A 25,067-nucleotide genomic window follows, 5' to 3' on the forward strand; every position below is an offset into this window, starting at 1 on the left:
GGGTGGGGGCCCGCCAGGTGGCCGTCGTCGGGGGCGGCCCCGGCGGCCTGTACGCCGCCGCCCTCCTCAAGCGCCTGCGCCCGGACCGCGACATCACCGTCTGGGAGCGCAACGCCCCCGACGACACCTTCGGCTTCGGCGTCGTGCTCTCCGACGAGACGCTCGGCGGCATCGAACACGCCGATCCGCAGGTGTACCGCGCGCTCCAGCGGGAGTTCGTGCGCTGGGACGACATCGACATCGTGCACCGCGGGCGCACCCTGACCTCCGGCGGACACGGCTTCGCGGCCCTCGGTCGCCGTACACTGCTGCGCGTCCTGCACGAACGCTGCCGCTCCCTCGGCGTACGGCTGAACTTCCGCACCGAGGCCCCGCCCGCCGCCGAACTCGCGGCCGGCCACGACCTGGTGATCGCCGCCGACGGCGTGCACAGCCTCACCCGCGCCGCGCACGCCGAGGTCTTCGCCCCGCGCGTCACCACCCACCGCTGCCGCTACATCTGGCTCGCCGCCGGCTTCGCCTTCGACGCGTTCCGCTTCGAGACAGCCGAGACCGAACACGGCGTCGTCCAGCTGCACGGCTATCCGTACGCCCGCGCCGGGTCCGGTCCGCGGGCGGCGGGCGCCAGCACCGTCATCGTCGAGATGCGCGAGGAGGTGTGGCGCCGGGCCGGACTGGACCGCTGCGACGAGCGGGAGTCGGCCGAGTGGTGCGCCAAGGTCTTCGCCGACGCGCTGAGCGGCCGTCCGCTGCGCTCCAACAACTCCGCCTGGACCGCGTTCCGCACCGTCGTCAACGACCGCTGGTCGCACGGCAACACGGTGCTGCTCGGCGACGCCGCGCACACCGCCCACTTCTCCATCGGCTCCGGCACCAAACTGGCCGTCGAGGACGCCCTCGCGCTCGCCGCCTGCCTGGAGGAGCACCCCGCGCTGCCGGACGCGCTGGCCGCGTACGAGGCCGAGCGGCAGCCCGTCGTCGCCTCCACCCAGCGGGCCGCCCGCGCCAGCCTGGCATGGTTCGAGGAGCTCGCGGAGTACGCCGGCCAGCCGCCCCGCCGGTTCGCCTTCAACCTGCTCACCCGCAGCCGCCGGGTCACCCACGACAACCTGCGGCTGCGCGACCCCGCCTTCGTCGCCGCCGTCGAGGAGGAGGCCGGCGTCCCGGACGGCACGCCGCCCATGTTCACCCCCTTCGAGCTGGGCGGCCTGACCCTGCGCAACCGGGTCGTGGTCTCCCCGATGGACATGTACTCCGCCGACGGCGACGGCACGCCGGGCGACTTCCACCTCGTCCACCTCGGCGCCCGTGCGCTGGGCGGCGCCGGCCTGGTGATGACCGAGATGGTCTGCGTCAGCCCCGAGGGCCGCATCACCCCCGGCTGCACCGGGCTGTACGCGCCGGAGCACGAGACGGCGTGGCGCCGCGTCACCGACTTCGTGCACGCGCAGTCGCCCGGCACCGCCATCGGCGTCCAGCTCGGGCACTCGGGACGCAAGGGCTCCACCCGCCTCATGTGGGAGGGTATCGACCAGCCGTTGGCCGAAGGCAACTGGCCGCTCGTGGCGCCCTCCGCGCTGCCCTACCGCCCCGGCGTCAACCAGATACCCCACGCCTTGACCGAACCCGAACTCGGCGGAATACGCGAGCAGTTCGTGCGCTCCGCCCGGTCGGCCGCCCGCGCCGGTTTCGACCTCCTCGAACTCCACTGCGCCCACGGCTATCTGCTCTCCGGCTTCCTCTCCCCGCTCACCAACCGGCGCACCGACGCCTACGGCGGCGACCTCGCCGCCCGGCTGCGCTTCCCGCTGGAGGTCTTCGACGCGGTGCGCGCCGTCTGGCCCGCCGAGCGGCCGATGACGGTACGGATCTCCGCCACCGACTGGGCCGAGGGCGGCACCACCGCCGAGGACTCGGTGGAGATCGCCCGCGCTTTCGCCGCACACGGCGCCGCCGCCATCGACGTGTCGACCGGCCAGGTCGTGCCCGACGAGCGCCCCGACTACGGGCGTTCGTACCAGACCCCGTTCGCCGACCGCATCCGCAACCGCCTGGGCGTCCCGGTGATCGCGGTGGGCGCCGTCTCCTCCTGGGACGACGTCAACTCCCTGATCCTGGCGGGCCGCGCCGACCTGTGCGCCCTGGCCCGGCCGCACCTGTACGACCCGCACTGGACCCTGCACGCGGCGGCCGAGCAGAACTACACCGGCCCCGGCGCCCCCTGGCCGCTGCCGTACCGCGCGGGCAGCCGCACCCCGCCCACCGGCCGCACGGACGCGCCGAAGCCCCGCTTGACGCTGGGCTGACCCGGGCGTACGGGCCGGTGCCGCAGCGCGCGGCGGGGCTCGGGGGAAGCGGCGGAACCCGGGGCGCGCCGTCGCGGCCCGCCCCGGCGTCGGTTCAGCGGATGGACTGGCTCGCGGTCCTGGCGGTGAAAACAGAGCGGCCGTGCTGCCGGATGTCGATGTCGAGAAGCAGGCGGTCGTGCTCGTCGCGCCCGGCCAAGGTCGCGTCGATCCAGCTCGGGGCGTCCAGTTCGGCGTAGCGGTGGAAGGAGCACTCCATGTCGGCGGGGAGCGAGAAACCGGGGCCCGCGGCGGCGTGCGCGGCCTGCCGGGCGGCCTCCACCATCAGCATGCCGGGGGCGTGGTCCACGGGGTGGTCGAACAGCACCGGGTGCGAGGTGTTCACCCGCAGCTGCCAGCGGTTCGCGTGACCGGTGGGGGACAGTACGACGTCACCGGTGCGGTCGCGCGCCACCAGGGGCGGCTCGACCGGCTCCGAGAGGGCCAGCTTGCGTTCGTTGGCGCGCTGCACGTCGCTGTACTCGCCGCGCAGCCTGCGGTAGACGGCGGGGGAGTGGCAGGAAAAGTCGAGCTCCGCGGTGGCGAGTTGGGCGCCGTCGCACAGGACGCGGTACTGCTGCCGCGCGCTGGAGAGCCGCTTGCCGCGATAAGCCAAGTCGCAATCGGTAATGTGCAGTTCGACCTCGGCGGGCGCGCCGGTGACGCGCAGCGCCTCGGGGGTCAGCGAGTAGCGGAGGTCCTGCCAGATGATCGGGTGGTCCAGTGGCACGCCGTGCGCCACGTGGCTGAGCAGGATGCTGGCCTGCCGCATCGTCTCGACCAGGAGCATCGGGTCGTGCAGGCCGTCCACCGGGCTGTAGAAACTGTGGGCGCGCGGCCACTGGGCGCTCACTACCCAGGCATCGCTCCCCGCACGTCGCCAGTCGGTCAGGAACACCTCGGAAACAGCCGTCCGGTGCACGTACTGCCGGGGCACGGTGGTCGTCAGCGGCGGCATCTCCGAGAGGCTGGTGTGCTCCCTCCCGGCGTACGGACGGCGGTCTGCTGCGGTGGACGGCGCGGTGAGCGTGGCGCTGGCCATGCGTATTCCCTCCCTGGTGGGGCTCACGCTGCTCGGACAGAGTGAGCCTCGGTGGCGGACCAACGCGGACTAAGATACAAACCGGATGGTTTGTTTTCTAGTGCTTCCACGGGATTTCTTACGGGAAGGTTTTGACGGGGGAGGCAGGCGGTACGGGGGCGCGACGGCGCGCCGGACGCACGGGGTGTGCGGCCGGGCGCGGGGGCGTTGGGCTCAGGCCGCGGTGCGCACCGAGCGGCCGTGCGGGTCGAGGTGGCTCATCGCGCCCGGCGAGGCCAGGCCGGGGAGGATGTGCTTCCACAGCGCGGTGACGCGCTCGGGCAGATCGTGGCGGCTGCTCGCGGCGTGCGAGAAGAGCTGTACCCCCATATAGGCCGAGACGAAGAACTCGGCGGCCCGGTCCGGCGCGATCGCCGGGAGCAGTTCGCCGTTCTCCCTGGCGTCGGTGAACATCGTCGAGATGATGTCGATCCATGCCTGGTACGGCACCAACGGGTCGTCACTGAACGTCGTCTCGACGGCGATCCGGGTGCCGGCCTGGAGGAGCGGGTCGTCCCGCAGGGCTGCCGCCACCTGGTGGGTGAAGTCGATGGCGTCCTGCAGTCGCGATTCGCTGACCTGCGGAATGAAGGGATCGGTCTGTTCCGAGATGACGGCGCGCGCGAGGGCGTCCTTGGAGGCGAAGTGAAAGTAGAGGGCGCCCTTCGTCACGCCGGCCCGTTGGATGATCTCCGCCATCGTGGCCGCTTCGTACCCGCGCGTGCCGATGACCTGGGCCGCCGCTTCGAGGACGGCACGTCGAGTGCGCACTGCGCGTTCCTGCTTGACCACCGATCGTCCTCCGTATGCTCTCTGGGGGGATGTTGTGCCTGGGGCCAACCTTACGAGCCCGGTCTGTCAGTCTATTTTCGAAACCTGAAAAAAGCCAACCATGCGGTATTGAAAAACGCCTTGGCGGCAGCCTCCCGCCGGGGCCGCCGGATACCATCGACCCACCGGGAGCACCGCTTTGACCGCCGAACGCCCGCCGCTGCCCGCCACGCACCGCGAGATCCGCCTCGCCACCCGCCTCCGGGGCGCCCTCACCCCGGAGCACTTCACGCTCGCCGAGGCCCCGTTGCCCGTGGCGGGCCCCGGCCGCCTGCTCGTACGCAACCGGGTGATGGCCGTGACGGCGGCGATGTGCTCGATGATGACCGACGCCGAACTGCCGATGCCGTCCTTCGTGCCGGGGCAGGCGCTGTGGGGCTCGGCCGTCGGCGAGGTCGTACGGTCCTCGGGCGGCGCGTTCGCGCCCGGCGACCTGGTGGTGCATCCGTACGGCTGGCGGGAGTTCGCGGCGGTGGAGGAAGGGCGGGCCCGGCGCGTCGACCTCGAGGCGCTGCCCGACCCCGCGGCGTACCTCTCGCAAGGCGTCACCGCCTGGGGTGCGCTGACGCGCGCGGCCGAAGTGCGCTCCGGCGACACCGTGTTCGTCACGGGTGCGGCGGGCGGCGTCGGCAGCATGGCGGCCCTGCTCGCCAAACGGCTGGGCGCCGCCCGCGTCGTCGGCAGTACGGGATCTCCTCGCAAGGTGCCGTATCTGCGGGAGGCGCTCGGCTACGACGACGTGATCGTGCGCGGCGCCGGCCCGGCCGAGGAGCGGCTGCGCCGGGCGGCGCCGGACGGTATCGACGTCCTGCTGGACACCGTGGGCGGCGAGCAGTTGCGCGCGGCGCTGGCCACGGCCCGCACCGGCGCCAGGTTCGCGCTGGTGGGCGCGCTCTCCGCCCAGTTGGGCGGCGGTGCGGGCGTGGCCGCGCCGGTCGAACTGGACTCTTCGCTGGTGGTGACCCGCAGGGTGACGCTGCGGGGGTTCGCTCTGCACGACCATCCGGACCTGCCGCGGGAATGGGTGGCGGAGTTCGGGCGCGGGCTGCGCGACGGTTCGCTGGTCTTCGCCCACGCCCGGCTGCGGGGCATCGACCGGGCGCCGCGCGCCCTGTGCGAGCTGACGCGGGGGTGTCACACCGGCGCGGTCCTGGTGGAGGTGTGAGCCGGCGCGGCACCCTGGGCCCCGGGCGGCAACTGGGTCCAGATGTCCGTGACGACGTCCTTGTCCCACCACGTCCGGTCCACTTGCCCGAGGTTCAGCAGGCCGACGACGAGCGCGGCCAGCAGTTGCGCGGAGCGCCGGGGGTCGTCGCCGGGCGGTGACTGCCCGGCCGCCCGGTCGGCGGTGGTCTTCTCCAGGAAGAGCGCGTACCACCGCTGCTGGAGTTCCGGTTCGGCGATGCCCGGCGCGGTCTCGGGGCGCAGCTGGAGCCCGGCCCGTACGACGACGTCGGCGTCCACCCGGCCGAGCAGCCCGATCGCGAAGTCCCGTACGGCGGTGCGGGCCGGGTGCGGCGCCCGGGCCAGCTCGTGCTCCAGGTCCTTGAGCGCGTTGAGGGCTTCGTCCCGCACCGCGAGGGTGAGGTCCTCCTTGGACGCGAAGTGGAAGTAGAGGGCTCCCTTGCTCAGGCGGGCCCGCCGGCTGATGTCGACCATGCCGGCGGCGGGCACGCCCTTCTCGATGAAGGTCTGGGCGGCAGATCGGATGAGCGCCTGGCGGCTTTGTATCGCTCGATACTGCGTCGGCACGGTGTCCGTCCTCCTCTGGTCCGGCTGCGAACGCGCCGCAGTCTACATACAAAACCAACCATGCGGTTCGATAATTGGGGCGGCGTGTGACCTGTGTTACTGAGGTGGTTCCGTGGTGCAAATGAGGCAAACGGGTTCGCTGGTTGTTCGCCTGCCTGTCAGTTCGGGCTTCCGGGTGTCGACGTGGATCGTTGGACTTTGGACGGGGTGGCGCCGTAGGGCGCATTGACAAACAGCGCAGGCGGTTTTTAAATCTGCGAAGGCGAGCGATGGGACGTGCCTCTTCCGGAGCCGCCGCTCCGGCGGGGACACGCCACTTCCGGACACCGGTGTGCCACGGCGTCCGCCGTTCGCGGCACGGACACCACCGGCACGTCTTCCCGCGTCCGACGGCGTCACGGACGGCGATCGGACCCCCAGACCCCCAGGCCCACAGGAAATCGGAAGGTGTCGAGCAATGCGGAATTCAGCGGGAGCCGTGCCCCGTCCCGGGAGCGCCGAGCGGGCCGCGGTCGGCGAGACCGTCAGGGCCGCCGTCTTCGACCTCGACGGAACCCTCGCCAACACCCTGCCGCCCATCAGCACGCTGCTGGTCAAGGTCGTGGCCGAACAGGGCCGTTCGGTCACCCCCCGGCAGGCCGCCACCGCCATCGGCAAGCCCCCGGGGCCGGCCTTCGGCAAGCTGCTCGGCCTGCCGGAGGACCACCAGGCCGTGGCGGCCGCCATCGGCCGCTACCGCGAGCTGTTCGCCTACGAGGTGCTGCGCGAGGGGCCGCGGCTGCTCTTCCCCGGCGTGGCCGCCGGGCTGTCCGCGCTGCGCGCCCACGGCATCGAACTGGCCGTGGCGACCTCGAAGGGCACCCGCAGCGCCGAGGCGCTGCTCGACGCGCTGGGCATCCGCGACCTGCTGGGCCCGGTCGTCTGCCAGGACATGGTCAAGCGCGGCAAGCCGCACCCGGAGCTGGTGCTGCGGGCCGCCGCCGAGCTGGGCGTGGCGCCCTGGGAGAGCGCCTACGTGGGGGACACGGTCGGTGACATGCGGATGGCTGTCACGGCCCGCATGGAGCCGGTCGCGGTCACGTACGGGGTGGGCAGCTTCGGCGAGTTGGCGGCGGTGGCGGGCACCCGGATGTGCGGTTCGTTCAAGGAGGTCGTCTCCACCGTCGCCGCCGCCCGGCCGCGGTCGATGGCCGCCGCCGCGGCACACCACAGGAGGCGCTGAGCGCGGGCCTCAGGCGGTGGCCGGCATCCGGCCGGGCCCGTCCACCGCCGTGCGCACGAACCGGGCGCCCGCCGCCCGCAGCTTTGTGTGCAGCCGGCCGAAGACGTCCGCCGCGTGGCCGCCCGGCCAGCCCTCGGGCAGGAGGGGAGAGGGCAGGCCGGGGTCCGCGTAGGGCAGGCGGCGCCAGGCGTCCAGCGCCAGCAGGTAGTCGCGGTACGCCGCTTCGGCGGGCACGGTGCGCCGGCTTGACCAGTGGCGCAGCACCGGCTCGTGGTCGGCGAGGAACGCGTGGTGGCGCGCGGCCAGGGAGCCGAGGTCCCACCAGCGCGCCACCGCGTCGGCGGTCGGCTCGAAGCCCGCGTGGGCGCCGGTGAACAGGTCGACGTAGCCGGACAGTTGCAGCCGGTCCAGCGTGTGCCGCGTCTCGTCGTACAGGTGCGCGGGGGCGATCCACACGCCGGGCGCCGCCGTGCCGAAGCCCAGCCTGGCCAGCCGGGAGCGCAGCAGGTGCCGCTTGTGGCGCTCCTGTTCGGGCACCGAGAAGACGGCGAGGACCCAGCCGTCCGAAGGGCGGGGGGACGGCCTGCCGTAGATCCGCCGGTCGCCGTCGTCCAGGAGCTGGTGGGCGGCTTCCGAGAGCCCGTACGCGGCGGCCCCCGACTCCGTACGGGCGGCGACCAGCAGTCCGCGGCGCTTGAGCCGGGAGACGGCCGAGCGCACCGACGGCGGGTCGACGCCGAGCGCGCCGAGCAGCCTGATCAGCGCGGCGACCGGCACCGGTCCCGGCGGGTCGCCGGGACCGCCCTTCGGGCCGCGCCCGTACGCGCCGTAGAAGGTGACGATCAGGGACCGCGGCGTGCGCTGCGCGTACTGGTCGCTCACGTGGTCGTTTCCCGCCTTGTCGTGCTCCGGTCCGCGGCTGTCAGGGGCGCGCGCGGACGGCTGCCGGGCCGTGGCCGCTTTGCGCGCGATCGTATCCGCAGCCGCCACGGCGCGGTACGGCGGTGTCCCGCACCACGGCCGCCGGTCACGGCGTGCCGCCCGCACCGCCCGTGCCGTCGCCGCGCAGCCGGAAGCGCTGGAGCTTGCCCGTCGGTGTCCTGGGCAGCGCGTCGTGGAAGAGGATCTCGCGCGGGCACTTGTACGGCGCTATGGCCGCCTTGGTGAACTCGCGCAGCTCCGCCACCGTTTCCGCGCCGCGCGGCACGCCGGGCCGCAGCACGAGGTGGGCCACCACGACCTGGCCGCGCTCCGCGTCGGCCCGGCCGACGACCGCCGCCTCGGCGACGCCTGGGTGGCGCAGCAGCGCGTCCTCGACCTCGGGGCCCGCTATGTTGTAACCGGCCGAGACGATCATGTCGTCCGCCCGTGCCACGTAGCTGAAGTAGCCGTCCGCGTCCCGGACGTAGGTGTCGCCGGTCAGGTTCCAGCCGTCGCGCACGTACTCCCGCTGCCGTTCGTCCGCCAGGTAGCGGCAGCCCGTCGGGCCGCGCACCGCGAGCAGCCCCGGGGTCCCGTCCGGCACCGGACGGCCGTCCGCGCCGACGACCCGCGCCTCGAAGCCCGGCACCGGCACCCCCGTCGTGCCGGGCCGTGCCGCGTCGTCGGCGGCCGAGATGAAGATGTGCAGCAGCTCGGTGGCGCCGATGCCGTTGATGATGCGCAGCCCGGTCGCCTGCTCCCAGGCGTGCCAGGTCGCGGCGGGCAGGTTCTCGCCCGCCGAGACGCAGCGGCGCAGCGAGGAGACGTCGTGCCCGGCCAGCTTCGGCAGCATCACCCGGTAGGCGGTCGGCGCGGTGAACAGTACGGACACGCGGTGCCGCGCGACATCGCGCAGCAGCTGCTCCGGGCCGCCCCAGGCAGCCAGGTACGCCGAGGCGCCGGCCCGCAGCGGGAAGACCACCAGCCCGCCGAGGCCGAAGGTGAAGCCGAGCGGCGGGCTGCCGGCGAAGACGTCGTCCGGCGTGGGGCGCAGGACCTGTGCGGAGAAGGTGTCGGCGATGGCCAGCACGTCGCGGTGGAAGTGCATGCAGCCCTTGGGGCGGCCGGTGGTGCCCGAGGTGAAGGCGATCAGCGCGACGTCGTCGGACGCGGTCGCCACCGCCTCGTACGCGCCGGTCCTGCGCCCGGCCAGGCGCAGGAGGTCGTCGGGCCCTTCGCCGCCGTACGGGGTGATCCGCAGCCCCGGCACGCCGGCCGCCGCCAGGTCGTCCAGGGAGCGGACGTCGCACAGCGCGTGCTCCACCCGGGCCAGGCCGCAGACCGTGGCCAGTTCGTGCGGGCGCTGTGTGGCCAGCACGGTCACGGCCACCGCGCCCGCCTTCATCACCGCCAGCCAGCAGGCGGCCAGCAGGGGAGTGGTGGGGCCGCGCAGCAGCACCCGGTGGCCGGGCAGCACCCCGAGGTCGCCGGTGAGCACGTGCGCGATGCGGTCCACCCGCTCCCGCAGTTCGCCGTACGTCCACACGGCGCCGGCCGCGTCCCGGAACGCGGGGCGGCCGGCGCCCAGCCGCTCGATCGTGGCGTCGAGGAGTTCGGCGCCGCAGTTGAGCCGGGCGGGATAGCCGAGGTCGGTGAGGCGCGGCCACTGTGCGGCGGGCGGTAGGTGGTCGCGGGCGAAGGTGTCGATGTGTGCCGAAGGCCGTGCTGCCATGCCGGTCTGCCCCCTTGCGGACGACGGCGGGGACGCTCGGAACCTGCTCGGACCTGCGCGGAACCCGGTGGGGGAGTGCCGTGGAAACCGTCCGGGTACTGCCGCGCCGACCCGTCGTCAGCGTAACGTGTTGGTGACGGCAGTCAACAGAGCGCGATACGGTCCGGCGGCGCGGCCGTACGGGAAGGCACCGGCGGCGCCGCACCGCACCGACCCGAGCGAACCGCCCGGCCGCCCCGGGCCCGAGACGAGGGAGCCGCCCCGTGACCGCATTCGCGCTGGGACCCGAGGAACGCAAGTGGTGTGCCGAACTGCGCGCGCTGGCCGCCGAACGGCTGCGCCCGCTGGCGGAACGCGGCGCGGCGGGCCGGGTCAACCGCCCGCTCGTGGCGGCGCTCGGCGAACTCGGCCTGCTGCGGCGGGTGTTCCCCGGCGACGGGCCCGTACGCGCCCTCGACCTGTGCCTGCTGCGCGAATCGCTGGCCCAGGAGTCGACCGAGGCGGAGACCGCGCTCGCGCTCCAGGGCCTGGGCACGTATCCGGTCGTCCAGTCCGGCACGGCCGCCCAGCGCGCACGTTGGCTGCCGGAGGTGGTCGCGGGCCGCGCGGTGGCGGCCTTCGCGCTCAGCGAGCCGGACGCGGGCTCCGACGCCGCGGCGCTCGCCCTGGCCGCCGAACCGGACGGCGGCCCGGACGCCGGCCGCTGGCGGCTCACCGGCGAGAAGTGCTGGATCTCCAACGCGCCCGAGGCCGACTTCGCCACCGTCTTCGCCCGCACCGGCGGCGGCGCCGGGGCCCGGGGCATCACCGCCTTCCTCGTCCCCGCCGACCGCCCCGGCCTGTCCGGCGAACCGCTGGACATGCTCAGCCCGCACCCGATCGGCACCCTCGCCTTCGACGGCGTGCCGGTGACCCGCGACGACGTCCTGGGGGAGGTGGACCGCGGCTTCGGCGTCGCGATGCGCACGCTGGACCTCTTCCGGCCCAGCGTCGGCGCCTTCGCGGTCGGCATGGCCCAGGCAGCGCTGGACGCCGCCCTCTCGCACGCCGCCACGCGTACCGCGTTCGGCGGCCCGCTGAAGGACCTCCAGTCCGTCGCCCACCAGCTCGCCGAGGTCGCCACCCGCGTGGAGTCGGCCCGGTTGCTGGTCTACGCGGCGGCCACCGCGTACGACAGCGGCGCCACCGGCATCGCCCGACGTGCCGCGATGGCCAAGCTGCTGGCCACCGAGACCGCCCAGTACGCCGTGGACACGGCCGTCCAGGTCCACGGCGCCCGCGCCCTGCGCCGCGGCCACCTCCTGGAACACCTCTACCGCGAGGTCCGCGCGCCCCGTATCTACGAGGGCGCGTCGGAGGTCCAGCGGTCGATCATCGCCAAGGAGCTGTTCCGCGAGGGCTGAACAGGATGCCCGTGCGCCGCAGCACCGCCTCGCGCAGCTCCGGCGGGGCGGTGGTCATGGGGCCTCCGGCGCGGGTCGGTCGCCGGGCGGGAGCGTGAAGTCGTGGACGGCCGAGTCGAAGGCCGCGTACTGCTCGTAGCCGAGGAGTTCGTACAGGCGGGAGCGCGTCTGCATGCGGGGCAGCAGGGACTCCTGGGTGCCTTCGGCGGCTAGGGTGCGCAGGCCGTCCTCGACGGCGCCCATCGCCAGGCGCAGCAGGGTGACGGGGTAGAGGGCGATGTTGTAGCCGAGCCGCTCCAGGGCGGCGGCGTCCAGCAGCGGGCTCTTGCCGAACTCGGTCATGTTGGCCAGCAGCGGCACGTCCACGGCCGCCCGGAACGCGGCGAACTCCGCCTCGTCGCGCAGCGCCTCCGGGAAGACCGCGTCGGCGCCCGCGGCCACGTACGCCCGTGCCCGGTCGATCGCCGCGTCCAGCCCCTCCACGGCGCGCGCGTCCGTGCGGGCCATCAGCAGGAAGTCCGGGTCGCGGCGCGCGTCGGCGGCGGCCCGCAGCCGGCGCACCATCTCCTCGCGCTCCACCACCGCCTTGCCGTCCAGGTGCCCGCACCGCTTGGGATTGACCTGGTCCTCCAAGTGCAGCCCGGCGAGCCCGGCGTCCTCCATCAGCTGGACGGTCCGGGCGGCGTTCATCGGCTCGCCGAAACCGGTGTCCGCGTCGATCAGTACGGGAAGACCGGTGACCCGGGTGAACTGCTGCGCGCGGGCGGCCAGTTCGGTGGACGTCGTCAACCCGATGTCGGGCAGCCCCAGGTCGGCGGAGAGGACCGCGCCGGACAGGTAGCACGCGTCGAAGCCGGTCTCCTCGACGAGCCTGGCCGACAGCGGGTTGAGGGCGCCGGGCACCCGCAGCAGCCGCCCGGAGGCGAGCTTCTCGCGCAGGTCGCGGCGGCGCTGGGACGCGGTGGTGCGGGTGTGCAGCATCAGAACAGGCCCTTCGGGAGCGCGGCGTCGTACGCGGCGAGGGCGTCGGCGTCGACGGCGGGGAAGAGCGCGTCCAGGCCGGGCCCGTCCAGCGCTGGCAGCCCGTGGGCCGCCGCCAGGAACCGGTCCTGCGCCTCGCCCGTCACGACGCCCTCGGCCAGCGTGCGGAACTTGGCCGCGTAGCCGTCCCGGTCGAAGGGCCGAGCCCCCGCCGGGTGCGCGTCGGCCACCGTCAGCTCGTCCTCGACCACCGTGCCGTCCGCCAGCGTGACCACGGCCCGCCCGCCGAACGCGCGCCGCGCCGGGTCCGGGTCGTGGTAGCGGCGCGTCCACTCCGGGTCCTCGACGGTGCTGATCTTCCGCCACAGCTCCATTGTCCCCGGCCGCGCGGCGCGCTCGGGCGCGTACGAGCGCTCGTGGTGCCAGCCGCCGTCCTCCAGCGCCACCGCGAAGACGTACGGCAGCGAGTGGTCCAGCGTCTCGCGGCTCGCGTGCGGATCGTACTTCTGCGGATCGCCGGACCCGGAACCGATCACCTGATGCGTGTGGTGGCTGGTGTGCAGCACGATCGAGCGCACCTTCTCCAGCGGCCCGGTCCGCTCCCGCAGCCGCCGCGCCAGGTCGATGACGGCCTGCGCCTGGTACTCGGCGGAGTGCTCCTTGGTGTACGTGTCGAGAATCGCGCGCCGCGCCTCACCGGGCTCCGGCAGCGAGACGGTGTACGCGGCCTCCGGGCCGTCCAGCATCCACGCCAGGAACCCGTCCTCGCCCTCGTAGACGGGGGACGGCGAACCCTCGCCGCGCATCGCCCGGTCCACCGCCTCGATCGCGGTCTTCCCCGCGAAGGCCGGGGCGAACGCCTTCCAACTGGAGATCTCGCCCTTACGGGACTGCCGCGTCGCGGTCGTCGTGTGCACGGCCTGCTGCACGGCCTGGTACACCACCTCCGTCGGCAGCCGCAGCAGCGCGCCGAGGCCGCACGCCTGCGCGGCGCTCAGGTGCGCGACGTGGTCGACGCGGTGCCGGTGCAGGCAGATCCCCTTCACCAGGGCGACGTGCACCTCGTACGCGGCGACGATGCCGCGCAGCAGGTCGGCGCCGCCCCGGCCGGTGTGCTGCGCGACGGCCAGCAGCGGCGGGATGCTGTCGCCGGGATGGGCGTAGTCGGCGGCCAGAAAGGTGTCGTGGAAGTCCAGTTCCCGTACGGCGGTGCCGTTGGCCCACGCCGCCCACTCGGGCGAGACCCGCAGCCCGCCGGCACCGAAGACCGAGGCCCCCGGCACGCCCGGATGCGGCCCGGCCTGGGCGCGGGCGACGGCCACCGGCCGGCGGCGCAGCGCGGCCACGGCCACCCCCGCGTTGTCGACGACCCGGTCGGCCGCCATCGCCGCCGCGCCGGGGCCGAGGTCCCCGGCGTCCTGCGTACCGGTGGCGACGGCCGCCAGCTTCCAGGCGAGCTGCTCCTCGCGCGGCAGCCGGGCGGCGCTCGGATGGACACGTACCTGATGGTCGATCACGGGGCTCCTCGGGGATGCGCGGCGCGGCGTCCTGCACAGACGGACGGAGATCACAGGCTCTGCTGCCGGAACCATTCCAGCGTCTCGGCGAAACGCGCCAGCCCGTCGCCGCGCAGCGCCTCCAACGGGAAGCTCGGCCGCCGCCTGGGCAGTTCGGCGTCGGGGACGTCCAGCATCACGCCGGGGATGCCCTGAAGCCGGTCGCGCAGTTCGGCCAGGAGTCCGGGCCGGGTGAAGGGCTCCCGCTTGGCGAGGTACTCGAAGACGACCTCCACGGTCCCCGAACGCGGGTACACGCTCACCGGCCAGAGGCAGCCCTGCGGCCCTCTCCCCTCGCGCAGCATGGGCGCACAACTGGTCTCCGCGGCGGCTCCGTACCCGAGCCAGCCGCCCTCCGCCTCCCACTTGCCCAGCAGAGTCAACAACTCGTCGGCCACAGCGGGCTGGTGGGCGCACAGCAGCGCGGCGAAGTTCTCCGGCCGCTCGGCAGGAGGAGTACCGGGGCGCCGCGCTGCCGGGTCCTCCGCGCGCTCCTCCGGCGCGTCGAGCCCGGCGAGTTCGGCCAGCTCGGCAGTGAGCAGCCGCTGCCCGGGATCGGCCACCGCGCCGTTGAAACGGACGCCCTCCCGTTCCAGCGCCTCCTGCTGTGATTCCGTACGGCTGTCGAGCCAGGCGAATCCGGGGGAGGACGTGCCGCCGGCCGTCAGCACGCGGTGCGCGTTCGGCACGTCCGCGCGCTTGGCCAGGTAGGTGCCGACGGTCTGGGCGGAACCCGCTCCGGTGACCGTGCCGAGGTCCTTGTACGTCGTCCACTTCCCGGCCGGAACGGCCGCCAGCACCCTCCGCAGCCGCAGCCACTCCGAGCGCTCGTCGTCTCGGGCATCCTCACTCGACGGCGGCCCCGGCCAGATCCGCACCGCCCGTTCGGCGAGACGGTCGGCACGGTCCAGGATCTCCCGCCGCCCCCAGCGGTCGGCTGCGGCTATCTCCCGGTTCATGCGCAGGGCACTCTGGTCGAGGATCTGCTGCTTGCGCTCGTACGGGTGGTTGGACAGCCGGGCGTTCTCGCCGGAGAGCGTCAGGTTGCCCAGGGTGTGCACCAACGCCTCGTGCAGTTCCTCGGGCCGCTCTCCCTCCCCGGCGTCCTCGGCCAGCATGTCGAGCCACTCCTGTCCCGGCCGCTGCGGCAGGACGTGTTCGATCGACGCCCAGGCACGTGAGAAGTCGACGGGCTCCGGAGACGCGTAGTCCTCCTCGAAGCGCCGCAGCACGTAGGCGCGGTGGCGGCTGCTGCCCTGCCAGTAGAACGGCTGCGTGCGGATCGCCTCGGCCAGCTCTTCGTCCCGCGGCCACCCCCGCCGCGGTCCGGACAGATAGCGCCGCATTGCCTCGTGCAGTGGCCGGTCCCGCTCCAGTGCCGAAGGCACGGCGGCCAGGATGTGCCGGACGCTGTGCGAGGGTTCCCGGCAGATCATGCGCCGGACCAGGAAACTCTCCACACAGCTCAGCGCTTCGGCGGCCTGCGCGGTCTCCGCCGTGCCCCGGTCCGCCTGATCCAGCACGTGCAGCGCGGGCGGGTAGTGCGCCTCGCCGCCCCACCGCCCCAGCCGCTCCAGGACCGCCGCCAGCTCCGCGCGCGGTTCCCGGTCGGGTTCGAAGACCCGCAGGAGGAGGTGACCCAGGCGGCGCAACCGGGTGAGGTCCTCCCGCAGCCCTTCCTCGCCGGCCGCGGCCACGATCCGGCCCATCCGGCGCCGCTGCCCCTCGTAGACCTCGCTGACGGTCAGCCGGCTCTGGCCCTGCAACACCAGGTCGAGCCAGGCGAGCGTGGTCAGCCGCTCCGGTCCGAGTTCGGTCTGCAGCGGCAGCCACACGCGGTCGTAGACCTGCTCGCCGAGGGTCGGCAGCTGCATGAACACGAAGTTGCGCAACAGGTCGGCCTGGCTGAGCGACTTGCCGGTGTTGTTGAGCGACTCGAAGATGCGGAAGGCGTTGTCCTGCGGCCCGGCTGTGATCGTCACCAAGGTCAGCCGGTGGCGCAGCGCCTGGTCGACGTGGCGTACCCTCTCCCACTCGCCGACCGGGTCGTACTCGGTCAGCGCGGCCCGGAAGAACCGGTAGGCGGCCCCGATGCTGTCCTCCCCGCCCGCCGTGGCGTCGCTGTTCACGCAGGCGAGGAAGGACGGCCGGTCGGCCTGGGTCGGCAGCAGGCGGTAGGCGTCGAGTCCGGTGTAGTCCTCTTCGTTGACCAGGTACCGACGCTGTATGTAGCCGGCCCGTTCGGCGTCGAAGGCGCGTACGTGATCGCGGATCGCGCAGGCCAGCAGCATCAGCGTCGTGAGCCGCTGCTGCCCGTCGACGACGACCCAGCGCTGGACCGTGTCCGGCAGCGGCGGACGCGGATCGAGCACCACGGAGCCGAGGAAATGCCCGGCCGGCGCGTCCGCCGTGCCCGCGGCGGCCTGCTGTAACAAGTCGTCCCACAGCCGCTGGTGGTCCTTGGCGTCCCAGCTGTACGTGCGCTGGTACAGCGGGATCTGGAACTGGTTGTCCCCCTGGATCAGCCGCTCGAACGTCGTTTCCCGTGCTTCCATCGGTACCTCGCCCCAGTCGCGAACTACGGTGATGCCCTTGAGGTTTCAAGAGGATCACCCTAGCCAGCGAGCGCCTGGGGCGAGGTCGTTTCGGCCGGGCCGCGACCGCGCGAGTGCCTCAGCGGTGCGTGAACCCCGCCGCCCGCTTCTCCACGAACGCCGTCATGCCCTCCTTCTGGTCGGCGGTGGCGAAGGCCGCGTGGAACAGGCGGCGTTCGAAGCGGACGCCCTCGGCGAGGGTGGTTTCGAAGGCGCGGTTGACGGCTTCCTTGGCCATCATGGCGACCGGCGCGGACATCGCCGCCACCTTCCCGGCGACCGCGTGCGCCTCGGTCAGCAGGTCGGCGGCCGGTACCACCCGCGAGACCAGGCCCGCCCGCTCGGCCTCCGCCGCGTCCATGGTGCGGCCGGTCAGGCACAGTTCCATGGCCTTGGCCTTGCCGACGGCGCGGGTCAGCCGCTGGGAGCCGCCGATGCCCGGGATGACGCCCAGCTTGATCTCCGGCTGGCCGAAGACGGCGGTGTCGGCGGCGAGCAGGATGTCGCAGAGCATGGCCAGCTCGCAGCCGCCGCCCAGCGCGTGCCCGGCCACCGCGGCGACCGTCGGCGTGCGCAGGGCACCCAGCCGGTCCCAGGCGGTGAACCAGTCGCCGAGGTACATGTCCATGTACGACTGCGGCCGCATCTCCTTGATGTCGGCCCCGGCGGCGAACGCCTTCGCCGAGCCGGTGATGACGATGCAGCCGACTTCCGGGTCGCGGTCCAGCTCCCCGGTCGCGGTGACGACCTCGTTCATCACCTGGAGGTTGAGGGCGTTGAGCGCCTTGGGGCGGTTGAGGGTGAGCGTGGCGGTACGGCCGGTGCGCTCCACGAGGATCGTTTCGTACGGCTGCGTACGGTCGTCCGTGCGCGGGGTGGTGTCGGTCATGCGGTCGTCGTTCCGTTCTGCTCGGTTTCCTGTGCGGCGGGCCTGCCGGTGCCGGAACGCTGCCGGATGGTGCGGACGATGCCGGAGAAGTCCTCCGACGCGCCCTCGCCTTCGGCGAACGCCGCGAACAACTCGGCGGCACGCAGGCCGAGTTCAGCCTGTACGCCGCCCGAGCGGACCGCGTTGGCGGCCAGGCCCAGGTCCTTGGCCATCAGCGGCGCCGCGAAGCCCGGCCGGTAGTCGTGGTTGGCGGGGCTGCCCGGCACCGGGCCGGGCACCGGGCAGTTGACGCTCAGCGCCCAGCACTGCCCGCTCGCGGTGGATGCCACGTCGTACAGGGCCTGGTGGGTCAGGCCCAGGCTCTCCCCGAGGACGAACGCCTCGCTGACGCCGATCATCGAGATGCCGAGGATCATGTTGTTGCAGATCTTCGCGGCCTGTCCGGCGCCCGCGGCACCGCAGTGCACCGCCTTCTTGCCCATCGCCGAGAGCAGCGGCTCGGCCCGCGCGAACTCGGCCGCGCCGCCGCCCGCCATGAAGGTGAGGGTGCCGGCTCGGGCGCCGACCACGCCGCCGGAGACCGGTGCGTCCAGGGCCTGGTGGCCGGCGCGTACGGCGGCCTCGTGTGCGGCGCGGGCGTCGGCCACGTCGATGGTCGAGCAGTCGGCGAACAGGGTGCCGGGGCGGGCCGCCGCGAGCAGCCCTTGGTCCTCGTAGAGGGCCAGGACGTGCCGTCCGGCGGGGAGCATGGTGATCACCACGTCCGCGTCCGTCACGGCGGCGGTCGCCGAGCCGGCGGGTTCGACGCCGGCCTCGGCGGCGGTCGCCAGCGCCTCCGGTACGAGGTCGAAACCGGTCACCCGGTGACCGGCCTTGACCAGGTTGGCCGCCATCGGCCCGCCCATGTTCCCGAGCCCGACGAACCCGACCGTGGCGGGCCCCGCGTTCCCGTACGCCGTTTCCGTGCTCACCAGGGCACCTCCTGCGGGAAGCCGCCGGCGAGCCCGAGCTCGCGGTCGCCGAGCGGTGTGAAGAACCGGGCCACGTCCGCGTCGGTGACCTCGGCGAGGGTGGCGGGGGACCAGCGCGGCCTGCGGTCCTTGTCGATCACCTGGGCGCGGATGCCCTCGACCAGGTCGGGCGTGGCCAGGGCCGCGCACGAGACGCGGTACTCCTGGTCCAGGACCCGTTCCAGCGGCCCCAGGCCCCGGGCCCGGCGCAGCGCGGCCAGGGTGACCTTCAGCGAGGTGGGGGACTTGGCGAGAAGCGTCTCGGCGGCCTCCTTGGCCTCCGGGACGCCGGTGCCGAGCAGCCGGTCCACGATCTCCTCGACGGTGCCGGCCGCGTAGCAGTGGTCGATCCACTCCCGGCGCGCCGCCAGCTCGCCGTCCGGGGCCTCCCGTACGTACCGCGGCAGCACCTCGGGCACCGGTTCGGCGGCGAGGTCCGCCACCAGCCGCTCCACCCGTTCCGCCGGTACGAAGTGGTCGGCGAGCCCGCAGAGCAGCGCGTCCCCGGCCGCCACCGGCGCCCCGGTCAGCGCCAGGTGGGTGCCCAGCTGTCCGGGCGCCAGCGCCAGCAGGTACGTGCCGCCGACGTCCGGCACGAAGCCGATGCCGGTCTCCGGCATGGCGACCTTGGAGCGCTCGGTGACGATCCGTACGCTGCCGTGCGCCGAGACGCCGACGCCGCCGCCCATCACGATGCCGTCCATGACGGCGACGTACGGCTTGGGGTAGCGCGCGATACGGGCGTTGAGCCGGTACTCGTCGCGCCAGAAGGCGGCGGAGGCCGTGCCGCCGGTCCCGGCGTCCTCGTGGATGGCGCGGATGTCGCCGCCCGCGCACAGCCCGCGCCCGCCCGCGCCGCTGATCACCACGGCCTCCACCGCGGGGTCCTGCTCCCACGCGGCCAGGGCCGCGTCGATCCGGCGCACCATGGCGTGGGTGAGGGCGTTGAGCGCTTTGGGGCGGTTGAGGGTGAGGTACGCCGCGCGGCCCTCGGTCCGCAGCAGTACGGAGTCGTCGGTCATCGGGCGGCCCCCGCCCCGGCGCGGGCGCCGCCGGTCTTCGCCCCGGTCAGCCCGCGGGCCACGATCACACGCATGATCTCGTTCGTCCCTTCCAGGATCTGGTGCACCCGAAGATCGCGGACGATCTTCTCCATGCCGTACTCGCTCAGGTATCCGTAACCGCCGTGCAGTTGCAGCGCGCGGTCGGCGACGGAGTAGCCCGTGTCGGTGGCGAACCGTTTGGCCATCGCGCACAGCTGCGGCGCCTGCGGGTCGGCGCGGTCCAGCGCGTCGGCCGCCTGCCGCACCAGCGCACGGGCCGCGGCCAGCTCCGTCGCCATGTCTGCGAGCCGGAACTGCAGCGCCTGCGCGTCCAGCAGCCGGCCCCCGAACGCCTCCCGGTCCGCGAGGTAGGCCTGCGCCGCGTGCAGCGCGCTCTGCCCGCCGCCGAGGGAGCAGGCGGCGATGCCGAGCCGGCCGCCGTTGAGGCCGCTCATCGCGATGCGGAAGCCGTCGCCCTCCGCACCCAGCCGCCGGTCGGCGGGGACGCGCACCTCGCCCAGGACCACCTGCCGGGTGGGCTGCGCGTTCCAGCCCATCTTCTTCTCGTTGGCACCGAACGACAGCCCCGGGTCGTCGCGCTCGACGACGAACGCCGAGATGCCGCCCGGCCCTTCCTCGCCGGTACGGGCCATCACCACGTACACCTGCGAGGCACCGGCGCCGGAGATGAACTGTTTGACGCCGGTCAGCACGTAGTCGTCGCCGTCGCGCACCGCACGCGTGCGCAGCGCCGCCGCGTCCGACCCGGCGCCCGGCTCGGTCAGGCAGTAGCTGCCCAGGTCCGCCATCGAGCACAGGCCGGGCAGCCAGCGGGCGCGCTGCGCGTCGTCGCCGTACCGGTCGATCATCCAGGCGACCATGTTGTGGATGGAGAGATAGCCCGCGATGGACGGGCAGGCGGTGGCCAGCACCTCGAAGACCAGCACGCCGTCCGCGCGGCCGAGCGCGGAGCCGCCGCACTCCTCCCGTACGTAGATCCCGCCGAGCCCGAGCCCGGCGGCCTTGCGCAGCACGTCCACGGGGAAGTGCTTGTCCTGGTCCCAGGCCACGGCGTGCGGCGCGATGTGCTCCTGCGCGAAGTCCAGCGTGGTCTCGACGATGGCGAGCTGGTCCTCGGTGAGCGAGCTGAGCGAGGCGGCCGTGCCGGCGGTGGTCATGACGCTCATCGCGCTCAGCCCATCGTCGGGATGGTGAAGCTCGCGCCCTCCTTGACCCCGGAGGGCCAGCGCGAGGTGACGGTCTTGGTGCGGGTGTAGAAGCGGATCGCGTCCGGGCCGTGCTGGTTCAGGTCGCCGAAGCCGGACCGCTTCCAGCCGCCGAAGGTGTGGTACGCCACGGGCACCGGGATCGGCACGTTCACGCCGACCATGCCCGTGTTCACCCGGCGGCTGAAGTCCCGCGCGGTGTCCCCGTCCCGGGTGAAGATCGCCACGCCGTTGCCGTACGGGTGCTCCGTGGGCAGCCGCAGCGCCTCCTCGTAGTCGGCCGCCCGGACCACCGACAGCACGGGCCCGAAGATCTCCTCCTGGTAGATCCGCATGTCCGGGGTGACCCGGTCGAAGAGCGAGGCGCCCGCGAAGAAGCCGTCCTCGTGCCCCGGGAGGGAGAAGTCCCGGCCGTCGACGACCAGTTCGGCGCCCTCGGCGACGCCGAGGCCCACGTAGGAGCGGACCCGGTCCAGCGCGTCCCGGCCCACCAGCGGCCCGAAGTCGGCGTGCGGGTCGTCGGAGCGGCCGATGCGCAGCGCGCCGATCCGCTCCTTGAGCCGTGCCACCAGCGCGTCGGCGGTCTCCTCGCCGACGGGTACGGCGACCGAGATGGCCATGCACCGCTCGCCGGCCGACCCGTACCCGGCGCCCACCAGCGCGTCCACCACCTGGTCGAGGTCGGCGTCCGGCATCACGACCAGGTGGTTCTTGGCGCCGCCGAAGCACTGGGCGCGCTTGCCGTGCGCCGCGGCGGTCGCGTAGATGTGCGCGGCGACCGGCGTCGAGCCGACGAAGCCCAGCGCTTCGACGCGCGGGTCCTCCAGCAGCGTGTCCACCGACTCCTTGCCGCCGTGCACGACGTTGAGGACGCCCGGCGGCAGGCCCGCCTCCAGGAACAGCTCGGCCAGTCGCAGCGGTACGGACGGGGCCCGCTCGGACGGCTTCAGGATGAACGCGTTGCCGCAGGCGAGGGCCGGCGCGGCCTTCCACAGCGGGATCATCGCGGGGAAGTTGAACGGGGTGATCCCGGCCACCACGCCGAGCGGGCGGCGCAGCGAGTGCACGTCGATGCCGGTCCCGGCGTTGTCGGAGAACTCGCCCTTGAGCAGGTGCGGGATGCCCGCGGCGAACTCGACCACCTCCAGGCCGCGCTGGAGGTCGCCGTGCGCGTCCGGGACGGTCTTGCCGTGCTCGCTCGACAGCAGCCGGGCCAGCGCGTCCCGCTCGCCCTCCACCAGGCGCAGGAAGTTGAGCAGCACACGGGCGCGCCGCTGGGGGTTCCACTCGCCCCATTCGGGCTGCGCGGACGCCGCGTCGGCGACGGCCGCGGCCGTCTCGGACCGGTTGGCGAGCGGTACCCGGGCCTGCACGGTGCCGGTGTTGGGGTCGAACACGTCGCCGTAAGCACCGGAGGCACCCGGGGTGTGCTTGCCGCCGACGAAATGGGTGAGTTCGCGGACCATGGGAGCCTGCTCTCGTCAGGTGGAATCCGGGGATGGCACGGCCGGGCACCCGGGCGGCGCGGAGGGCGCGCGGACCGTGGCGGGGCCGTGGGACGCGAAGGGCGTGGAACCGTCAGCGCGCGGGCGGTGCCGCGGGCCGGGCCGGATCACCTGGGCTGTGGGTACGCACCGGTGCCATGCGTGTCTGCTCCATCCTCGTGGACAACACGGAACAACACCCGCGGCCGGTATCCTGGCTTCCGGATCACCGCGCGCCGCCCGCCTTCCCGACCGCGTTCTCGTCAGTGGCGTGTTGCTCGGCGTCGCACTCCCCGGTCACAGTGGCGGGACCACGCCGGATTCGCACCGGCTTCCCTGCACCGCGGGCCTTGGTCACGACGATATAGTTGGACGTCCTAGTAAGTCCAGGGGGTCCCGCCACGCCGCCCGGCCCGTCACCGCTTCCGGCGGGCGTTGAGGCGGGCGGACTGGCGTGTCAGATGGTCGCGTTCGGCGAGGTTGGACGCCTTACGGGCGGCTTCGGCGTACAGCCGGGCCGCCGTCGGCAGGTCGCCGTCGCGTTCGTGGAGGTATGCCGCCACCGCGGTGTGGCGGGGCAGGGAGGCGTCCAGCGCCGCCAGTTCCGCCAGGCCGGCGCGCGGGCCGTCGGCCTCGCCCACGGCCACCGCGCGGTTGAGCCGGACGACCGGGCTGCCGGTCAGGCGCGTCAGCTCGTCGTACCACTCGACGATCTGCACCCAGTCGGTCTCCTCGGCGGTGGGCGCGTCCGCGTGCAGTGCCGCGATGGCGGCCTGGGCCTGGAACTCGCCCAGCCGGTCGCGGGCCAGGGCCGCCTGGAGGATCCCGACGCCCTCGGTGATCGCCTCGGTGTCCCACCGGCCGCGGTCCTGCCCGGCGAGCGGCACCAGGCCGCCGTCGGGCGCGGTCCGGGCCGCGCGCCGGGCGTGGTGGAGCAGCATGAGGGCGAGCAGCCCCGCCACCTCGGGGTGGTCGATCGCGGCGGCGAGCTGCCGGGTGAGCCGGATGGCCTCGGCTGCGAGGTCGACGTCGCCGGAGTAGCCCTCGTTGAAGACCAGGTAGAGGACGCGCAGCACGGTGGCCACGTCGCCGGGCCGGTCGAACCGCACACCGGAGACGGTCCGCTTGGCCCGGCTGACTCTCTGTGCCATGGTCGCCTCCGGCACCAGATAGGCCTGGGCGATCTGGCGGGTGGTGAGGCCGCCGACGGCCCGCAGTGTGAGCGCGACCGCGGACGCCGGTGTCAGCGAGGGGTGGGCGCACAGGAAGTAGAGCCGGAGAGTGTCGTCCACCGCGGACGCGGGTCCGGGCGCCGGTTCCTCGTCGGCGCGGTCCTCACGCCGGCGGCGTGAGGCGTCCGCCCGGGCCGTGTCGAGGAACCGGCGCCAGGCCACGGTGACCAGCCAGCCCTTCGGGTCCCGTGGCCGGCCGGCGGGCCAGGCGCGGACCGCTTCGACCAGCGCGTCCTGTACGGCGTCCTCGGCCGCCGCGAAGTCGGCTCCGCGGCGGACGAGGACGCCGAGCACGCCCGGCGTGAGGCTCCGGAGCAGGGTCTCGTCCACTGCGGAGGTCACTCCGTGATGGTGGGCGGCGCGGCGAGGAAGGGGCGCACCTCCAGCCACTCGTGGATGGGCTTGCTGCCCGCGCCGGGGGCGGCCGACAGCTCCCCGGCCAGCTCGACGGCGCGTTCGTGGCTGTCGACGTCGATGACCATCCAGCCGGCGATGAGGTCCTTGGTCTCGGCGAACGGCCCGTCGGTGACCGGCGGGCGCCCCTCGCCGTCGTAGCGGACCCACGCGCCCTCGGGGGCGAGCGCCTGGCTGTCGACGAACTCGCCGGTCTGCTCCAGCCGGTCCGCGAAGTCGCTCATGTACTGCACGTGGGCGGAGATCTCCTCCGGCGTCCACTGGCTCATGGGTACGTCGTGGTCCGAAGCCGGGGCGCCGCGGTAGTGCTTCAGCAGCAGGTACTTGGCCATGGTGGCTCTCCTCGGTGGTGGTGCGGCCCATTGTGGTCGCGTTCACTGCGGGGACGTAGCCGGTCGCCGGTTCTCGACATCGCCGGCCAAAAACTTTTCGACTCCCCGGCGGCCGGGCCGCCGTACGGTCCTCTCCGGCCGTTCGCAACCTTGGCAAAACCCGCGCGCAAGATGGGCGGAACTTGGCCTGGGGCCACGGTTGATGGCGCCGAGTGCCACTGCCAGAGTCGGCGGTGCGGCCCCCCGGCAACATTGCTCACCCCGCTACCGGGAGATCCGGCGGGCCGCGCTTCAGCAAAGAGACGGCACTCGGTGCCGGACATTCGCACTGTTCACCGGGAGATGGTCATGGCACAGGCAGATACCAAGGCGGCCGAGGAGTTGGCTCGGCGGTGGGCGTCCGATCCGCGGTGGCGGGGCACGGCCTGTGCGCACAGTGCCGCGGATGTGGTGCGGCTGGCGGGTCGTGTGCGTGAGGAGCACACGCTGGCCCGGCGGGGTGCCGAGCGGCTGTGGCGCCTGCTGCACGAGCAGGACTACATCCCTGCGCTGGGCGCGCTGACCGGCGGGCAGGCGGTGCAGCAGGTCAAGGCCGGCCTCCAGGCGGTCTACCTCTCGGGCTGGCAGGTCGCCGCCGACGCCAACCAGGCCGGGCACACCTACCCCGACCAGAGCCTGTACCCGGCCAACTCGGTGCCCCAGGTGGTACGCCGCCTCAACAACGCCCTGCTGCGCGCCGACCAGATCGCCACCGCCGAACAGGCCGGGGACGCCACCGAGTGGCTGGTGCCCATCGTCGCCGACGCCGAGGCCGGCTTCGGCGGCCCGCTCAACGCCTTCGAACTGACCAAGGCGCTGATCGAGGCGGGCGCGGCCGGCATCCACTACGAGGACCAGCTCGCCGCCGAGAAGAAGTGCGGCCACCTCGGCGGCAAGGTGCTGGTGCCCACCTCCCAGCATCTGCGCACCCTGGGCGCGGCCCGCCTGGCCGCCGACCTGGCGGACGTGCCCACCGTCCT

The 25,067-nt window shown here is 73.6% G+C and carries 20 protein-coding genes and 1 riboswitch; of the genes, 5 read left to right on the forward strand and 15 right to left on the reverse strand.

What is annotated here, in order from left to right; all coding sequences use genetic code 11:
* The first annotated feature begins 2 nt into the window (after positions 1-2).
* Positions 3-2,306, forward strand: a complete 2,304-nt coding sequence (locus ACH4K4_RS29905) for a bifunctional salicylyl-CoA 5-hydroxylase/oxidoreductase (RefSeq protein ID WP_398171600.1) — start codon at positions 3-5, stop codon at positions 2,304-2,306.
* A 94-nt stretch (positions 2,307-2,400) separates the two neighbouring features.
* Here ACH4K4_RS29905 and ACH4K4_RS29910 read toward each other — a convergent pair whose 3' ends face one another.
* Both ACH4K4_RS29910 and ACH4K4_RS29915 read right to left on the reverse strand, forming a co-directional pair.
* Entirely contained in the window at positions 2,401-3,387 is a 987-nt protein-coding gene (locus ACH4K4_RS29910; protein WP_398171601.1) for a ScbA/BarX family gamma-butyrolactone biosynthesis protein, read from the reverse strand.
* A gap of 213 nt (positions 3,388-3,600) precedes the next feature.
* Entirely contained in the window at positions 3,601-4,197 is a 597-nt protein-coding gene (locus ACH4K4_RS29915; protein ID WP_398171602.1) for a ScbR family autoregulator-binding transcription factor, read from the reverse strand.
* 199 nt (positions 4,198-4,396) lie between these two features.
* Here ACH4K4_RS29915 and ACH4K4_RS29920 point away from each other — a divergent pair, with 199 nt between their 5' ends.
* On the forward strand, positions 4,397-5,422 hold the full coding sequence (locus tag ACH4K4_RS29920) for an MDR family NADP-dependent oxidoreductase (RefSeq protein ID WP_398171603.1): 1,026 nt from the start codon (positions 4,397-4,399) through the stop codon (positions 5,420-5,422).
* Here the strand turns inward: ACH4K4_RS29920 and ACH4K4_RS29925 are convergent.
* Complete coding sequence (locus ACH4K4_RS29925; RefSeq protein ID WP_398171604.1) at positions 5,392-6,009, reverse strand: TetR family transcriptional regulator; 618 nt, start codon at positions 6,007-6,009, stop codon at positions 5,392-5,394. The two genes, ACH4K4_RS29920 and ACH4K4_RS29925, sit on opposite strands and share 31 nt — an antisense overlap.
* A gap of 457 nt (positions 6,010-6,466) precedes the next feature.
* Here ACH4K4_RS29925 and ACH4K4_RS29930 point away from each other — a divergent pair, with 457 nt between their 5' ends.
* Positions 6,467-7,231 (forward strand): HAD family hydrolase, encoded by a 765-nt coding sequence (locus ACH4K4_RS29930; protein ID WP_398171605.1) that lies wholly within the window; start codon positions 6,467-6,469, stop codon positions 7,229-7,231.
* A gap of 9 nt (positions 7,232-7,240) precedes the next feature.
* Here ACH4K4_RS29930 and ACH4K4_RS29935 read toward each other — a convergent pair whose 3' ends face one another.
* The gene (locus ACH4K4_RS29935) at positions 7,241-8,113 is read right to left on the reverse strand and encodes a PaaX family transcriptional regulator C-terminal domain-containing protein (RefSeq protein ID WP_398171606.1); all 873 of its coding nucleotides are present in this window, start codon (positions 8,111-8,113) and stop codon (positions 7,241-7,243) included.
* 145 nt (positions 8,114-8,258) lie between these two features.
* The gene (locus ACH4K4_RS29940) at positions 8,259-9,884 is read right to left on the reverse strand and encodes an AMP-binding protein (RefSeq protein WP_398171607.1); all 1,626 of its coding nucleotides are present in this window, start codon (positions 9,882-9,884) and stop codon (positions 8,259-8,261) included.
* A 263-nt stretch (positions 9,885-10,147) separates the two neighbouring features.
* Between ACH4K4_RS29940 and ACH4K4_RS29945 the strand changes: the two genes are divergently transcribed.
* Entirely contained in the window at positions 10,148-11,287 is a 1,140-nt protein-coding gene (locus ACH4K4_RS29945; RefSeq protein WP_398171608.1) for an acyl-CoA dehydrogenase family protein, read from the forward strand.
* A 54-nt stretch (positions 11,288-11,341) separates the two neighbouring features.
* Here ACH4K4_RS29945 and prpB read toward each other — a convergent pair whose 3' ends face one another.
* The 10 genes from prpB to ACH4K4_RS29995 all read right to left on the reverse strand — a co-directional run bounded on the left by prpB (position 11,342) and on the right by ACH4K4_RS29995 (position 24,048).
* A complete protein-coding gene (gene prpB, locus ACH4K4_RS29950) occupies positions 11,342-12,268 on the reverse strand; it encodes a methylisocitrate lyase (RefSeq protein ID WP_398171609.1) in 927 nt (308 codons plus the stop codon).
* Positions 12,268-13,785, reverse strand: coding sequence for an MmgE/PrpD family protein (locus tag ACH4K4_RS29955; protein ID WP_398171610.1), 1,518 nt, complete (start codon positions 13,783-13,785; stop codon positions 12,268-12,270). The genes prpB and ACH4K4_RS29955 overlap by 1 nt, the downstream gene beginning before the upstream one ends.
* 50 nt (positions 13,786-13,835) lie before the next feature.
* Positions 13,836-16,379 carry a DUF262 domain-containing protein gene (locus ACH4K4_RS29960; protein WP_398171611.1) on the reverse strand — a complete coding sequence of 848 codons (2,544 nt, stop codon included), beginning with the start codon at positions 16,377-16,379 and terminating at the stop codon, positions 13,836-13,838.
* Between the two features lie 118 nt (positions 16,380-16,497).
* Entirely contained in the window at positions 16,498-17,307 is an 810-nt protein-coding gene (locus ACH4K4_RS29965) for an enoyl-CoA hydratase (RefSeq protein WP_398171612.1), read from the reverse strand.
* Positions 17,304-18,278: a 3-hydroxyisobutyrate dehydrogenase gene (gene mmsB, locus ACH4K4_RS29970; protein WP_398171613.1), complete on the reverse strand. Its 975-nt coding sequence runs from the start codon at positions 18,276-18,278 to the stop codon at positions 17,304-17,306. The genes ACH4K4_RS29965 and mmsB overlap by 4 nt, the downstream gene beginning before the upstream one ends.
* The gene (locus ACH4K4_RS29975; protein WP_398171614.1) at positions 18,275-19,339 is read right to left on the reverse strand and encodes an enoyl-CoA hydratase/isomerase family protein; all 1,065 of its coding nucleotides are present in this window, start codon (positions 19,337-19,339) and stop codon (positions 18,275-18,277) included. Before ACH4K4_RS29975 ends, mmsB begins: the two co-directional genes overlap by 4 nt.
* Positions 19,336-20,547 carry an acyl-CoA dehydrogenase family protein gene (locus tag ACH4K4_RS29980; protein ID WP_398171615.1) on the reverse strand — a complete coding sequence of 404 codons (1,212 nt, stop codon included), beginning with the start codon at positions 20,545-20,547 and terminating at the stop codon, positions 19,336-19,338. Before ACH4K4_RS29980 ends, ACH4K4_RS29975 begins: the two co-directional genes overlap by 4 nt.
* A gap of 5 nt (positions 20,548-20,552) precedes the next feature.
* On the reverse strand, positions 20,553-22,052 hold the full coding sequence (locus ACH4K4_RS29985; RefSeq protein ID WP_398171616.1) for a CoA-acylating methylmalonate-semialdehyde dehydrogenase: 1,500 nt from the start codon (positions 22,050-22,052) through the stop codon (positions 20,553-20,555).
* A 204-nt stretch (positions 22,053-22,256) separates the two neighbouring features.
* Positions 22,257-22,438, reverse strand: a riboswitch (cobalamin riboswitch).
* Positions 22,439-22,486: 48 nt separating this feature from the next.
* Positions 22,487-23,632, reverse strand: a complete 1,146-nt coding sequence (locus ACH4K4_RS29990) for an RNA polymerase sigma factor (protein ID WP_398171622.1) — start codon at positions 23,630-23,632, stop codon at positions 22,487-22,489.
* 8 nt (positions 23,633-23,640) lie between these two features.
* A complete protein-coding gene (locus tag ACH4K4_RS29995) occupies positions 23,641-24,048 on the reverse strand; it encodes a YciI family protein (RefSeq protein ID WP_398171617.1) in 408 nt (135 codons plus the stop codon).
* Between the two features lie 348 nt (positions 24,049-24,396).
* Between ACH4K4_RS29995 and aceA the strand changes: the two genes are divergently transcribed.
* On the forward strand, positions 24,397-25,067 hold a 671-nt coding region (gene aceA / locus ACH4K4_RS30000), incomplete at its 3' end, for an isocitrate lyase (RefSeq protein ID WP_398171618.1).

Origin of the sequence: Streptomyces sp. NPDC017529 (assembly GCF_044329785.1) — a bacterium.
Classification (GTDB): Bacteria; Actinomycetota; Actinomycetes; order Streptomycetales; family Streptomycetaceae; genus Streptomyces.

Bases quoted from the DNA above. Each gene is read 5' to 3' on its own strand.
- ACH4K4_RS29910 (WP_398171601.1), bottom strand. From the start codon at position 3,387: ATGGCCAGCGCCACGCTCACCGCGCCGTCCACCGCAGCAGACCGCCGT.
- ACH4K4_RS29930 (WP_398171605.1), top strand. From the start codon at position 6,467: ATGCGGAATTCAGCGGGAGCCGTGCCCCGTCCCGGGAGCGCCGAGCGG.
- ACH4K4_RS29940 (WP_398171607.1), bottom strand. From the start codon at position 9,884: ATGGCAGCACGGCCTTCGGCACACATCGACACCTTCGCCCGCGACCAC.
- prpB (WP_398171609.1), bottom strand. From the start codon at position 12,268: ATGCTGCACACCCGCACCACCGCGTCCCAGCGCCGCCGCGACCTGCGC.
- ACH4K4_RS29960 (WP_398171611.1), bottom strand. From the start codon at position 16,379: ATGGAAGCACGGGAAACGACGTTCGAGCGGCTGATCCAGGGGGACAAC.
- ACH4K4_RS29965 (WP_398171612.1), bottom strand. From the start codon at position 17,307: ATGACCGACACCACCCCGCGCACGGACGACCGTACGCAGCCGTACGAA.
- ACH4K4_RS29975 (WP_398171614.1), bottom strand. From the start codon at position 19,339: ATGACCGACGACTCCGTACTGCTGCGGACCGAGGGCCGCGCGGCGTAC.
- ACH4K4_RS29980 (WP_398171615.1), bottom strand. From the start codon at position 20,547: ATGAGCGTCATGACCACCGCCGGCACGGCCGCCTCGCTCAGCTCGCTC.
- ACH4K4_RS29985 (WP_398171616.1), bottom strand. From the start codon at position 22,052: ATGGTCCGCGAACTCACCCATTTCGTCGGCGGCAAGCACACCCCGGGT.
- ACH4K4_RS29995 (WP_398171617.1), bottom strand. From the start codon at position 24,048: ATGGCCAAGTACCTGCTGCTGAAGCACTACCGCGGCGCCCCGGCTTCG.